This is a genomic window from Methanosarcina barkeri MS, from assembly GCF_000970025.1.
In the GTDB taxonomy this organism is placed as follows: domain Archaea; phylum Halobacteriota; class Methanosarcinia; order Methanosarcinales; family Methanosarcinaceae; genus Methanosarcina; species Methanosarcina barkeri.
In genome coordinates this window covers 2,226,907-2,240,033 of the sequence record NZ_CP009528.1, presented here as the reverse complement: position 1 = coordinate 2,240,033, position 13,127 = coordinate 2,226,907, and the positions used below count along the sequence as shown (strand labels likewise).

At 39.2% G+C, this 13,127-nt stretch carries 11 protein-coding genes; 5 read left to right on the top strand and 6 right to left on the bottom strand.

The genetic code is table 11. The annotated features are described in order from the left end of the window. The first annotated feature begins 71 nt into the window (after nucleotides 1-71). Nucleotides 72-827 (top strand): class I SAM-dependent methyltransferase, encoded by a 756-nt coding sequence (locus MSBRM_RS09125; RefSeq protein ID WP_048155455.1) that lies wholly within the window; start codon nucleotides 72-74, stop codon nucleotides 825-827. A 402-nt stretch (nucleotides 828-1,229) separates the two neighbouring features. Here MSBRM_RS09125 and MSBRM_RS09120 read toward each other — a convergent pair whose 3' ends face one another. Both MSBRM_RS09120 and MSBRM_RS09115 read right to left on the bottom strand, forming a co-directional pair. Further along, nucleotides 1,230-1,469, bottom strand: a complete 240-nt coding sequence (locus tag MSBRM_RS09120) for an MTH865 family protein (RefSeq protein ID WP_048117624.1) — start codon at nucleotides 1,467-1,469, stop codon at nucleotides 1,230-1,232. Nucleotides 1,470-1,762: 293 nt separating this feature from the next. Further along, nucleotides 1,763-2,632: a winged helix-turn-helix domain-containing protein gene (locus MSBRM_RS09115; RefSeq protein ID WP_048117626.1), complete on the bottom strand. Its 870-nt coding sequence runs from the start codon at nucleotides 2,630-2,632 to the stop codon at nucleotides 1,763-1,765. 477 nt (nucleotides 2,633-3,109) lie between these two features. On the opposite strand from MSBRM_RS09115, the gene MSBRM_RS20305 reads away from it, so the two are divergent. Next, nucleotides 3,110-3,274, top strand: coding sequence for a hypothetical protein (locus tag MSBRM_RS20305; protein WP_155400467.1), 165 nt, complete (start codon nucleotides 3,110-3,112; stop codon nucleotides 3,272-3,274). A 58-nt stretch (nucleotides 3,275-3,332) separates the two neighbouring features. Here the strand turns inward: MSBRM_RS20305 and MSBRM_RS09110 are convergent, their stop codons facing one another. Then, nucleotides 3,333-4,181 carry a methanogenesis marker 8 protein gene (locus MSBRM_RS09110; protein ID WP_048155453.1) on the bottom strand — a complete coding sequence of 283 codons (849 nt, stop codon included), beginning with the start codon at nucleotides 4,179-4,181 and terminating at the stop codon, nucleotides 3,333-3,335. A 222-nt stretch (nucleotides 4,182-4,403) separates the two neighbouring features. Then, on the bottom strand, nucleotides 4,404-4,715 hold the full coding sequence (locus tag MSBRM_RS09105) for a tetratricopeptide repeat protein (RefSeq protein ID WP_141706497.1): 312 nt from the start codon (nucleotides 4,713-4,715) through the stop codon (nucleotides 4,404-4,406). A gap of 270 nt (nucleotides 4,716-4,985) precedes the next feature. On the opposite strand from MSBRM_RS09105, the gene MSBRM_RS22085 reads away from it, so the two are divergent. Next, complete coding sequence (locus tag MSBRM_RS22085) at nucleotides 4,986-5,246, top strand: DUF2795 domain-containing protein (protein WP_080943741.1); 261 nt, start codon at nucleotides 4,986-4,988, stop codon at nucleotides 5,244-5,246. 323 nt (nucleotides 5,247-5,569) lie between these two features. Then, the gene (locus MSBRM_RS09095) at nucleotides 5,570-7,864 is read left to right on the top strand and encodes a CDC48 family AAA ATPase (protein WP_048155449.1); all 2,295 of its coding nucleotides are present in this window, start codon (nucleotides 5,570-5,572) and stop codon (nucleotides 7,862-7,864) included. A 146-nt stretch (nucleotides 7,865-8,010) separates the two neighbouring features. Here MSBRM_RS09095 and MSBRM_RS09090 read toward each other — a convergent pair whose 3' ends face one another. Then, nucleotides 8,011-8,310 carry a hypothetical protein gene (locus MSBRM_RS09090; protein ID WP_048155446.1) on the bottom strand — a complete coding sequence of 100 codons (300 nt, stop codon included), beginning with the start codon at nucleotides 8,308-8,310 and terminating at the stop codon, nucleotides 8,011-8,013. Between the two features lie 1,493 nt (nucleotides 8,311-9,803). Between MSBRM_RS09090 and MSBRM_RS09080 the strand changes: the two genes are divergently transcribed. Next, entirely contained in the window at nucleotides 9,804-11,105 is a 1,302-nt protein-coding gene (locus tag MSBRM_RS09080) for a phenylacetate--CoA ligase family protein (protein ID WP_048117646.1), read from the top strand. Nucleotides 11,106-11,543: 438 nt separating this feature from the next. Here MSBRM_RS09080 and MSBRM_RS09075 read toward each other — a convergent pair whose 3' ends face one another. Beyond that, nucleotides 11,544-12,854 (bottom strand): hypothetical protein, encoded by a 1,311-nt coding sequence (locus MSBRM_RS09075; protein WP_230629171.1) that lies wholly within the window; start codon nucleotides 12,852-12,854, stop codon nucleotides 11,544-11,546. Nucleotides 12,855-13,127: the final 273 nt, after the last annotated feature.

Sequence of the window (13,127 nt, the reverse complement as noted above, 5' to 3'; positions counted from 1 at the left end):
ATATCTTACTTAACTTTTGATACAGCTTTTTAGCGCCGAAAGCACTTTAATTCTAGAACGGATTGATTTGCATGGAAACAACAAAAAAATTTACTGGTAAAGCAGATATCTATTCTAAATATCGTCCTCACTATCCGAAGGAATATATTAATTATTTAGTTTCTTACAATAGTTTAACGTCAGATCAAATCGTTGCAGATATAGGTTCAGGTACAGGTGTTTTGACGCAGCAACTACTTATAAATAATTTAAATGTAATTGCAGTTGAGCCAAATGACGATATGAGAAATATTGCAGAAAAGCAATTAAATAGTTACTCTAATTTTGTTTCAATTAATGGTACTGCTGAAAGTACAGGCTTGAAGAGTTATAGCATTGATTTAATTACTGTTGCACAAGCTTTTCACTGGTTCGATAAACTACAATTTAAAAAGGAGTGTATCCGGATATTAAAACCAAATTCGAATGTAGCACTTGTTTGGAATAGTAGGGATTTTTCGAGCAAACTGGTTATCGAGAATGCAGAGATATGTAAAGATCTCTGCCCTTCATTTAAAGGTTTCAGTGGAGGAATAGAGAAGAACTCTGATGTATATAAACAATTTTTTCGCGATGGAAAATATGAATATCATACATTTCGAAATGATCTGGAGTATAATTTAGAGAGTTTCATTGGGCGAAATTTATCAGCTTCTTATGCCCCAAAAAACACTGATTCTAATTATGATGAGTTTGTTGATGCAATAACTAAACTGTTCGTGAAGTATAGTAAAAATAATAAAATAATTTTGCCTAATATAACCCGTAGTTACTTAGGAAAGGTTTAAATTTAGATTTTGAACAAAATGTCCTTTACCTGGCAGTTTTAGACATTTCGTCTTAGTTTACAAAATATATAGATTTGTAAACTAATTACTCAAAATTTAAAGAACTTCTTATGTTATCCTGCAATTCCGGAATTGAAGAAATAGTATTACTTATATCCTGATTCTTGCCTAATTACTCTAACTTTTACTACGGTATTCTATTTTACAAATATCCTGATTCTTGCCTAATTACTCTAACTTTTACTACGGTATTCTATTTTACAAACATGGTTGATATTTTCTCAAGCTGAAGCCATAACTATGTCGATGAAATGGAGTGTGAGAGACATAGGTGAAGATAAGATAGAAGAACGAAGAGCAAAAGAAAAAAGAAAAGAGAAGTCTTAAATAAAAGGGCAGAACTTAAAGCCCTGCTCTTTCAACTATTGTGTCTGCTACTTTTTTTGCGTCTCTGAATGGAAAATCTGCTGGAGTCAGCAATTTTCCTGCTTCTCCTGCAGTAACTTCAAGGTTGCCCGACCTGCATGTAGTATCCGCACCTGCAGGAAATGCAGCAAGCAGTTCTTCAGGGGTATTTATAGGAAACTTTGCATCTTTAAGGCCTGCAACGATCTGCCCGTGAATATCATCTTTTACAGTCATTTTTACTCCTCATATTTTGCTTGTTCCTCAAATTTTTCCGTGTTTTTTATTTATTCTTTGTCTGACATTCTGGTTCTTTGCAGTTTGATTTCCCCGGAGAATTCATTCTACACTCTTTTATTGGCAGGTTATTTATATATACTTAATCGGCACTGAAATGTAGTTAATGCATTCAACTGTATTACTACACCTGAGTTATCTACTCTTAACCAGATAGTTTAACCAGATAGTGCTAAAAAATGGAAAGTTTCGAGGTTGAACGCTGCAAAATTGAAGATCAAAAATACCTGAGTTTAAATAGTCATCTCTGTTTTTTCTTTTCTTTCCATGAGATCGTTCTTTTCAGGTCTCTGCTTTGAGGAATTTTGAAGTGGATAATTTTGAAGTGAAGAATAAATTTCGTTCAGACCCTGAAGTATCTTGAAACCTTTCTCAGTAATCATATAATCTCCCCTTTCGTGCTGTTGTAGAATCAGCCCGCTTTCCATAAGTTTCTGAAGATGGAAGAGCAGATTTCCTCCTCTGAGGCCCGTAAGTTCGGAAAAAGCAGAGAAACTTTTCATTTCGAACGCTACTGCTCTGAGAATTTCCAGACGCTGGGGGTTTGAGACCGGCTCGAGGATCTCACTCATAACTACAGATGTTTTAAGAGCAGAAATATTCGGTTTCTGTTCCTGATTGTTAGTATAAATCCTCATAGAGCGCATAAGGTTTATCTGTTTTATCAGAAGGCTCGATACTTCGGAAAAGCATTTTTCACATTTGTTGTAAGGAGCTTCGCATCTCAGTTCCTCTAGTTTTTTTTGGTTGTCCGATATTGATTTGTCATCTACTCTATTTTTCGTTATAAGACCTGCATTTTGCTGCAGAAGAGCCGTAAATGCAGAAGTACATTTTTGCTTTTCAGGGCATTTTTTTACCATGTTCTGTTCAAGACCGGAATCGATGTCTTCGAAGAGGTGATTGAGAAGAACATTTGAATACTCTTGCCTGGATCTTTCAATAGCAGCTTCTAAACGCAGCCTGCTGGTAAATTCCATCACTTTTTTAATGTCATTGTGCATTTCAGAAAGCTTTTTTCTAATAGCTTTTACTTCCGCCAGCTCCAAGTCATCGGACATTATCAGGGACTCAGGAGAACCGTTCTCACTTTCGCTTTTCATGCTTTTAGATCTTCTTGCCTTGTTTTTAAAGTTTTTGCTACGACTTTTAGAGTCATCAGGCTGTATAAATTCCTTAAAGACAAAAGAAATAGTTAGGGCCTTTTAATGCTGATTTTGGGATATTTGTATCAAGCTCATGAGAAGAGATTACAAAAAATTTGTAATAAATGAGTCATAAAAAATGGATCTATAAAATATGGATTTATAAGAAATGAGTCTACAAGAAATGGATTTATAAGAAATGAGTCTACAAGAAATGGATCTATAAGACATGGATCCGCGAAAAAAATAATATTTTTTGAATTCGTATTACGAAAACTGAAGTATCTTCTACCATGCCCAATTCACTTTCAGTCTCCTGCAAATTATAACCCTATCCTCAACCTAGACCTGGAAATCAACTACGTCTAGAAGATTTTCTATGTTTCTGAAATTGAAGCTATTCATAAAGCTGAAAGACTCTTTGAAGTATTCTTCGTGACCATGAATACTCTGTCTTCTTCATCTGTAGTGAATTTTATGAACCAGTATTCTTTCCCGAAAAGAGGCAGTTTTTCAAATAAGAGAGTTACAAAAACTAAAACTAAAACTAAAAATAAAAATAAAAATAAAAAATTAAAGAAAAGAGTTAAAAAAAGGTGAAGTAAAACAAATGAAAGCGGCATCGAAGCCGTTGTTATTTTTTACTTCAATTCTCGTTTTACTTCAGTTCCTTTGGCTGTTTGTAATCAGGCAGCACAGGTAGAGCCATCGTATTGATCAGAATCGGGCTTTTGATATCCTTTGCTCTCTCTATCACAAGTTCCTTTCCTTTCTGGGTAAGGGCAAAAAGAGGAACTGCAGTTCCCACCTGGGCAAGAGGTTTTACGAGATCTCTTATAGGCTTTGAAGCACAACTGGTCACAATATCTGAATTTTCCACCAGGCTCTGGGCTTCTTCCTTGTTTAAACCTGTGACATGTACGCCAATTACTATCAAATCAAGCCCGAGTTCGGCTTCAAGTTTCCGTAACTCTTTTGCAGTTTCAGCAAAAGCTGCAGTTACTGCAATTTTTTTATACCCGAGTTCTGCTGCCTTCTTAACTCCCGCAATAGGGTCCATTTTTGCAGTTGAAGGGTCAAGCACGATTCCGCCGCGTTCCTGAATCCCGTTTATGATAGCATCAATCGGTTCGGTTTCGACCAGACCGGACATCCTGCCGCCCATGCCCTGAACGAGAGTCGGGTTATTGGAAATTACGGTACCTGCGCCTTCACAGGCTGTTACGGTCGTGTCAAGCAGACCTCTGCTAAGGCCTGTCATCATAACTTCAGATGCTCCAAATCCTACAAAGTCTTCTAGTTCCAGACGGCGTTTGTCAGTAAACATCCCGAAGTCGCTGATCCTGAATTCCATATTCTTCTTGACTTCTTCAGGGGTTATTTTCTTGATCCCACGGACTTTGGCAAAGAGAGGGCACCATTCGACTTCAGGCTCTCCGACTTCGATAACCTTTCCATCTTTTACGACGACTCTTGTTTTTCCAAGCAGTTCCATTATATGAGGCATAGTTCCACCTTTACTGGCTGAGCAAAAAAATGATTGTTAAGAAACTGAAATTAGATAAAAATAACAGTTAAGGTTTGTGACTATCTATATAATAGCTTTTGGTTTCGGGGATTTTTGATTTTATTACAATTTTGCTTGGAAATTGTCAGTTCTTGAATCGCAGTTTGCAAGCCATTTTTTGATATATTGAGTTTAAAGAGTAAAATCTATTTTTTTGAAAGATTACTTTTTGGACTTCAGCTTGCTGATAATAGTCTGAAGTATATTTTTTGAAGCCGGAGGACATCTTGAATCTGGAGAATTATTAGGGGCGGGATAATAGTTTGAGTTTTCATTATCTTCAATCCCATAAAGTTCTTTCAATTTCTTCTCACAAAAGCTAATTATCCTCGGGTCTTCAATAGCTTTTCCTATAGCAAGGGATTGCTTCAAAAATTCAATTGCTTTTCTGGGTTCACCCAGCCTATAGTATGCTAACCCCAGATTTCCAAGGCGATTTCCTTCTCCGCGTCTGTCCCCAATTTCTCTTGAAATTTTTAGTGCTTACCGGTTATTTGGGTATAAGATGAAAAATTACGGTGCAGGGTATGATCTATAATGAAAGGATGATAGAAAACATAAGTGGTATTTTTGTTTGGAAGAAATTAACTAACAAAAAACGAAAGGTTACTATAGCGAAAAAAATCATCTGCTGACAAACATTTTAATTGAATTCTTTTTTATATAACTATCAATATAATACAAAATGGAGGGTGGGAAACAGGTGAGAAGGTAGCAACTACCTTATTTTAGGAACGTGAACTTATCAAAAGAAGTCCACGCGAGATTAAAGAGTATATAACCGGTAGAGGTATCGGTTATCCTGCAAATCGAAAAGACCTTATAAAGTTTGCTGAAGGAAAGCAGTCAGAAAGTGACTTTCTGGATCTTCTGAAGGAAATAACTGAAATAGAGTACAAAATAGAGTACAAAATAGAGTACAAAATAGAGTACAAAATAGAGTACAAAATAGAGTACAAAATAGAGTACAAAATAGAGTACAAAATAGAGTACAATAACCCCTGATGAAGTCACCAGAGAAATTGAACGTCTGGAAAGCCAGCGTACAAGAGAATTCACCAGACCAGAATACTGAACTTACAAATGGCTTTCGTTTAAAAAACTCGTTTAGAGAACATGTTATTTCGTAGAGGATACACCATAAAACTTGGGCAACAGAAACCTGGTCTCTTCGTTGATAAAGCTGTGGCTGGTTAGATAAGTTTTTGTTTAAGATAAGAGTTAAAAGTTCTGATCACGAGGATAATAGTTAGTTACTATAGCTTTTTTCGATAAATGTTATGTTCTAATATGGAGATGGGTTCTAATATGGAGATGGGGGTTGTCATTTGGCTGACAGGGAAAAGATAACTGCAAAACTAAAAGTTGCAGAAGCTGATCAAAGAGATGTCGGAAAAGGAATAGTTAGGGTCGACGATAGTTTCAGGGAAAAGCTGGGCCTCAAGCCCTTTGACGTTGTGGAAATAAGAGGGGGAAAATCGACTTCAGCTCTGGTAGGACGTCCATATCCCAGCGATTCGGGCCTGGATATTATCCGTATGGACGGGCTTATCCGTACCAATGCAAAAACCAGCATAGGGGAGTATGTGGATATTCGCAAGGCCGACTGGAAAGAAGCAAGGAGTGTAACTCTCGCGCCTGTAGCTAAGGGCTTGCAGATCTATGCTCCAAGTGAAACTCTTAAAGCCGTATTCATGAATCGTACGGTTTCTAAGGGAGATTTTATTTCCACCACAAGTTTGAGGCGGTCACGGGAAAGAGAGACTTTTGGAAAAGGAGTTATGTTCGAGGATTTCTTTCAGGACTTTTTTGGTCCAGGTATGGGGCAGTCATTTGGGCTGGGAGAAATAAAGTTACAGGTTGTCTCCACTTCCCCGTCCGGGATAGTAAAGATTACAGATATGACAGAGATTGAACTCTTACCTGAAGCTGCAGAAATAACTCCTGAACAGAATGTTCCCACTGTCATGTATGAGGATCTGGGTGGGGTTAAAGAGGCTATTACCAAAATAAGAGAAATGATAGAGCTACCTTTGAAGCATCCTGAACTTTTTGACAGGCTGGGAATCGATGCTCCAAAAGGAGTACTGCTTTATGGACCGCCTGGAACAGGCAAGACAATGCTTGCAAAAGCAGTTGCAAACGAGACAGATGCTTACTTTATCTCAGTCAATGGTCCGGAAATTATGTCCAAGTATTATGGAGAGTCCGAAAAAGGTATCAGAGACGTCTTCGAAGAAGCAGAGAAAAACGCTCCTGCAATCATTTTCCTTGATGAAATCGATTCCATTGCACCTAAGAGGGCTGAGGTGACTGGAGAGGTCGAAAGAAGAGTAGTTGCTCAACTCCTTTCCCTGATGGATGGGCTTAAAGCTCGCAAGAACGTGATTGTGATAGGGTCAACCAACCGTCCTGAAGCAATTGATATGGCACTTCGTCGCCCTGGTAGATTTGACAGAGAGATTGAGTTAAGGGTTCCGGACACCGAAGGAAGGCTTGAGATTTTCCAGATTCACACAAGAGGTATGCCGCTTGCCGAAAACGTAAATCTTATGGACTTCGCTCAGATAACTTATGGGTTTGTAGGAGCTGACATTGCTGCGCTTTGTCGGGAAGCTGCAATGAGTTCCTTGAGACGGATTCTACCGAAGATTAACCTCAATGAACCTGAAATTCCAAGTGAGATCCTTGACACACTTCGGGTCACAAGGGAAGATTTTGAAAATGCCCTTAAAGATGTCCAGCCGTCTGCTATAAGAGAAATCCTTATCGAGATTCCTAATGTGAGCTGGGAAGATGTAGGTGGTCTGGAGGGTGTAAAACAACTTTTGAAGGAAGCTGTGGAGTGGCCTCTTAAAAGTCCGGAATCGTACAGGGATATAGGAGTTGAGGCTCCCAAAGGAGTGCTTCTATATGGTCCTCCGGGTACTGGAAAGACTCTTCTTGCAAAAGCCATTGCCCATGAGTCTGAAGCTAACTTCATCACCGCAAAAGGAAGCGATCTTCTCTCCAAGTGGTATGGAGAGTCTGAAAAAAGGATTGCCGAGGTTTTTTCACGGGCAAGGCAGGTTGCTCCATCTATTATTTTCCTGGACGAACTCGACTCTCTTGCGCCCATTCGCGGGGCTGCCATAGGTGAGCCACAGGTTACAGCTAGAATCCTGAATCAGCTTCTTTCCGAGATGGATGGGCTTGAGGAACTTAGAGCTGTAGTGGTAATAGGTGCAACCAACCGTCCTGATATCATAGATCCTGCTCTTCTAAGGCCTGGACGTTTTGACGAGTTAATTCTTGTTCCCGTTCCGGATGCGGGAGCTCGCAAGGAAATTTTTAGGGTCCATACCGCAAAAATGTCGCTTGCAGAGGATGTTGATATCGACAAACTCGTTTCTATGACCGATCAGTATACAGGTGCTGATATTGCAGCTGTGTGCAAAAAGGCAGGAAGAGATGCACTTCGCGAAGACCTTCATGCCAAAGAAGTAAAGCAGAAACATTTCCTTCAATCGATTGCTGAAACCGGGCCTTCGGTTACTCCTGATACCATGAAATATTACCAAGCTGTACATAGTGGCCTGAGAAAAAGACAGTCAAAAGAAATAGAGACACCATTTTATATCTGAGTGAGAGACGGGAAGTTTGATCTTCTTTTTTCTTTCTCTTGTATTGTTTTCCTTTATCCTCTCTACTCTTTTATTGGTATTCTTATTTTCCATATGCAGCTGTTGTGATTTATTACGGTAAAATCTCTCTTGTCTAAAAACAATTATTATATACTAGGGCGAAGAATGGTAGTATGGTGTTTTCGAAAATCAATCATCAATTTCCAGAAGCGGAATATATCGCGATTTTTCTCTACTAAGTTCCAGTCAAACCAGCTGGTCTCATTGTTCTGGCAATAAGCATTGTTGTTGCCTTTCTGAGTGCGTCTGACTTCATCTCCCATGCAAATCATCGGAACACCTATAGACAGCAACAGAATTGCAGCGAAATTTTTGATCTGTCTTTCCCGCAAGATTTCTACCTCCGGGCCTTCGGTCTCTCCCTCAACCCCACAGTTCCAGCTCAAATTATTGTCAATTCCATCCCTGTTATTTTCCCCGTTAGCCTCATTGTGTTTGTGGTTATACGAAACAAGGTCATTAAGTGTAAATCCGTCATGGCACGTTACGAAATTAACACAAAGGATATAGAGTCAATCATATTTTACAGAACTTTCGCTACACTGCCTTTTGAAATTTTACTAATTTTAAAATTTTACTAATTTGAGAGTAAAAATTGGTTTTGGAATGGATTCATTAATTAGTCATTACAAGCTTGCCCTTTCTATACTAAGTACTTGTCGTAAAATAAATTAGACAGATTATTAATAAAATTACTTTTCCAATATATGATGAGGATCTTGAAAACGAATAAAATATTATCTAATAAATGTAGGTTTTAAGCAAATCAACTATTTGAACAATATTGTTGAACAAGATCATAAATATATAAAATGAGTAGTGCGTCCAATGTTAGGATTCCAGTCTTTTTTGCATTAATTTGTACCAATTTGAAAATTAAATGTTGCTATCAAGAAGAAAATACCCAAATAAGAATGAAGAACAGCCTTTTTAGGATGCACCTATGCCACAGATTCTCTTAATATGAGATAAAGCTTATTTCAGAAGCTACTTAATTTTTAATTACTGGTAATTCTCAGAATTGTTTTCATGATCATGAGCTTGATTGATTAGTCGAAATACAAGACCTATGAAGCAAATTTCAAGTTTTGGGATCAGCTCATAAATTAAACAGAAGATTTGGTATTAACTCCTGAAAATACCAGAAAAAATAAAAATAGTAATACGCTTAAAAAGATAAAGAAGAAGGCTACGAAAAAGGGGAGGATCAATGCAAGTTACTGCACATTTTAAAAAGAAACTACATATCCTCGTGATGGTAGGCTCAGTTCTTAATATCGTACTCATTGTGAAGTTATATACAATTTCAGGAGATTGGACTCAGTTGGGAGCGGCTGGGGGTTGGCTCGCAGCGTTGATGTACGCATATATAGTTCTAAAAAAATGTCCACATTCAGCAGATACAGAAAATTCTTGAATTTTTCAATTATCCTTGAGACATTTCGAAGTCAATTCACATTCATTGCTCTCCCTTCACAAGCAAAATATTATTGCTTCTCCTTCACAAGCAAAATATTAGGTTTCTCAACCCTTTCAACTCAAACCACTCCTTCTCAACAACGTTTATATGTAGTAAGGATTACAGTACATCTGATTTTTTCGAACGTTTTATATTACTCATTAGATTACTTAATATATCATGACATGTAGAAACATGGCATTCATGCATTAAAAATTACAACCTGAGAACGATTACTCATTAGATTACTTAATATATCATGACATGTAGAAACATGGCATTCATGCATTAAAAATTACAACCTGAGAACGATTACTCATTAGATTACTTAATATATCATGACATGTAGAAACATGGCATCCATGCATTAAAAATTACAACCTGAAAACGGTTTCATAAATAAAAAAGAAGGTTCTGTTAATGAAATACTGGCAGCCGAAATACGAAACAATGAATCCCGAAGAACTGAAAAAATTACAGCTAAAACGTCTTCAACACAGCGTAAAGCTGGTCTATGACAACGTTCCTTTTTACAGGCAAAATTACAAAGCAGCCGGAGTCACTCCCGAGGACATCAAGACCCTTGAAGATATCCGTAAATTGCCTTTCACGCGGAAAACCGACCTTCGGGACAACTATCCTTTTGGGCTTTTTGCTGCCAAAAAAGAAGACATAGTACGTATCCATGCCTCGTCCGGAACCAGCGGAAAGCCAACCGTTGTCGGGTACACGGCAAAAGATATCGAGACCTGGTCGGACATGATCGCCCGCGATCTCACAATGATTGGGCTTTCAAAAGGTGACACCATCCAGAACTCAATGAATTACGGGCTCTTTACCGGAGGCATAGGCTTCCACTACGGCATAGAAAGAATGGGCGCAATGGTCGTACCGGCTGCAACGGGAAACACCGCTCGGCAGCTCGAGATGATGATCGACTTCGGCGTAACCGCAATCCACTGTACCCCTTCCTATGCCTTTTACTTGGCCGAAACAGCCGAAGAAATGGACCTTATAGACAAACTCTCCTTAAAAGCCGCTATCTTTGGAGGAGAGCCTTGGTCGGAAAACACGCGGAAGCAGCTCGAAAAGCGGCTCAACCTCAAAGCCTACGACTGCTACGGCCTGTCGGAAATGTTCGGGCCAGGAATCGGGTTTGAATGCCAGGAGCAGGACGGGCTGCATATCTGGAGCGACAACTTCCTTGTCGAAGTCCTTGACAAAAACGGAGAACAGGTCTCAGAAGGCGAAAAAGGTGAACTTGTCCTTACTTCCATCAACAAGGAAGGCTTCTGCAATATCCGATACCGTTCAGGTGACATGACAAGGCTTCTTGAATCCGAATGCGAGTGCGGCAGGACAACCACCAGAATTTCTCGCCTCATGGGCAGAGCCGACGACATGCTGATCGTAAGAGGTATCAACGTGTTCCCCTCCCAGATCCAGGATGTCATTTCCCGCATCCCGCAGGTAGGTGAACACTTCCAGCTTATCCTTGACCGCAACAATCACATGCTCGATGAACTTACAATCGAAGTCGAACTTGAAGATAATGCTTTTACCGGCGACCTCAAAGACCTTAAAGCCATCCAGAACTATGTTCAGCACGAACTCAAAGCTGTCCTGAATATCCGCACAAATGTTGAGCTCCTTGAGAAAGGCAGCATCGAAAGGACAGCAGGAAAGGCAAAGAGAATCATCGACAGGCGCCCAGAGCTCTAAACGGAAAAGCAGCCCCAATTAAACAATAAATCAGGGAAAAATTATTTCCTGGTTTTTCTTTAACCTTTTTTGATACCTATTTTTATGATACCTATTTTTCATCAGTCCTTTTTAGATTACTCCGCTTTCTATTATTCAACTTGCATAGCAGATAGAACCGCTTTTCAGAACCCTGGGCAACCCTACGCTCGACGAAGTAGAGTGGTTTTTGCGTAAAGTCTTAATAAAACTGAAATTTTTTTGATTTTATTAAAATGAAGCCTATAATAAGCCAAAATTTGGAAATAATTCATTTTGACCCTCTGAAACAATAAAAAAGTGTTATAAAATATGGTTCTGGCTTGTAAATATAAAAAATGAAGATATATGTTATAGGTAGGTAACACATATTAACCAGAGTTTGTAACCAGAGCTTGAATTTACTTTAATACCTAATTTTTACCTTAACTTGGGATCAAACTTTATAGCCCGGTCGTATAGTATCTCTGAATAGGCTGGTCCGGTCTTTGTTGTGTTCTCCATGTAGGCCCTCCAGGCAACAAAAAGCGGCTGATCCGGCTCTATGCCGTGAACTCCCACGCCGTAGGGAACCTCATAGCAGTATTGATCATCTTCGCTGCAGTTTCTGGCGAGCTTGTAGACATAAAGGTATTTCGCATTGAGATTGTCAGGGAAATATTCCTCAGCAGATCCATTGAAATCTGCGTCTGTGATTGCTCTAACACCATTCCATGTATCTGCTCCGTATATTGCGAAGTTCGAGTACGTCGCCTTTCCTGTGGCTACATGGTTAACCCCATAAACAATTATGAATTCATTGGAATCATTGCCCAGAGTAATTGCCGGTTCTCGCAAGAAAGGATAGTACAGCGAGGTGTTAACGAAAGGAGGTGTAGGCGAAGAGACAGTCTGGTTTGCTGTCCATAGATAGCACGCATCGTTATTGAGACCTACTGCGTTAATTCCTTTCTGGATGGCATCACTCCCTACAGGAACTGCCTGACTGGTCGGAAGCTCTGTGGCACTTGACTCATTATATTTGTTGAGAATCGCAATCCTTAGCTCTTCGAGATCATCCATAAGCTCAAACTCTGTTTGCCCGGTTCCGCGGACTCTTAGCTCCGGATAATCATACGGGTCCAGCTCTGTAGTATTGTTGGGAGTAATCCGGAAAACAGTTGCAGGTGTATTATTTATGTAATCATCACCAGCCTGTGTGTCATTGAATAAGGCTGGGCGGACAAACGCGGCAAATGTATCGGAATCATTCTCCAGACCCATTTTTAATATGGTTGATGGCAATGCCTGTGTGTTAATTATATCGTTTGAGTCTCCTGCAGATTGGGCAGCAGCCCTGATGCGTTGATCAATTCCTTTGTCAGCCGTAATTATTATTACCGTGGTTTGATTGAAAGGATTTCCAGAAGAGCCGTTTTGAGTCCCTTCGGTTTTAATAACCAGGTCGTTCACCGTATCTGCTACGTTGGCAAAGATCCATCTTTTTTCATTCCCAATTGTCCTGTGCATTATGAAATTATCGTAGCTGAAGTACTTGCATTCCGGCTGTGTTCTTCCAACGAAAACAACAGCTTCATTAGGACCAAGGTTCCAGAATGGAGTTGTACTCCCGCTCATTCCGAGAGTACCTGTTATTTTAGAAATCCGTTCATCTATTTCATGACCAGCTGCTGCTGGAACAAAATATGCCACATATTTTGTGGTGGGATTATTTCCGTATGCAGAAGGCAATACTCCTTTCTCTAATAACCCGATTAAATCAAAGTAACCCAGTTCACCTTCCTCTACGGTGAATCAGTCCAGTTCCAAAGCCTGTCGAAAAGTCTCCGCATCATATGTTTTCGTATTCTCTGCGAGAGCAATTCTTGTTAATACTGTGAATAAAATGCCAAGTATTATAATTATTATATAATTTTTCATATATAACCCCCAAGTAAATTTATTTATTAATTATTAGAAACCTTGTCAGGACATTGATTTAATTGGAACAGTATATCGGTTGAC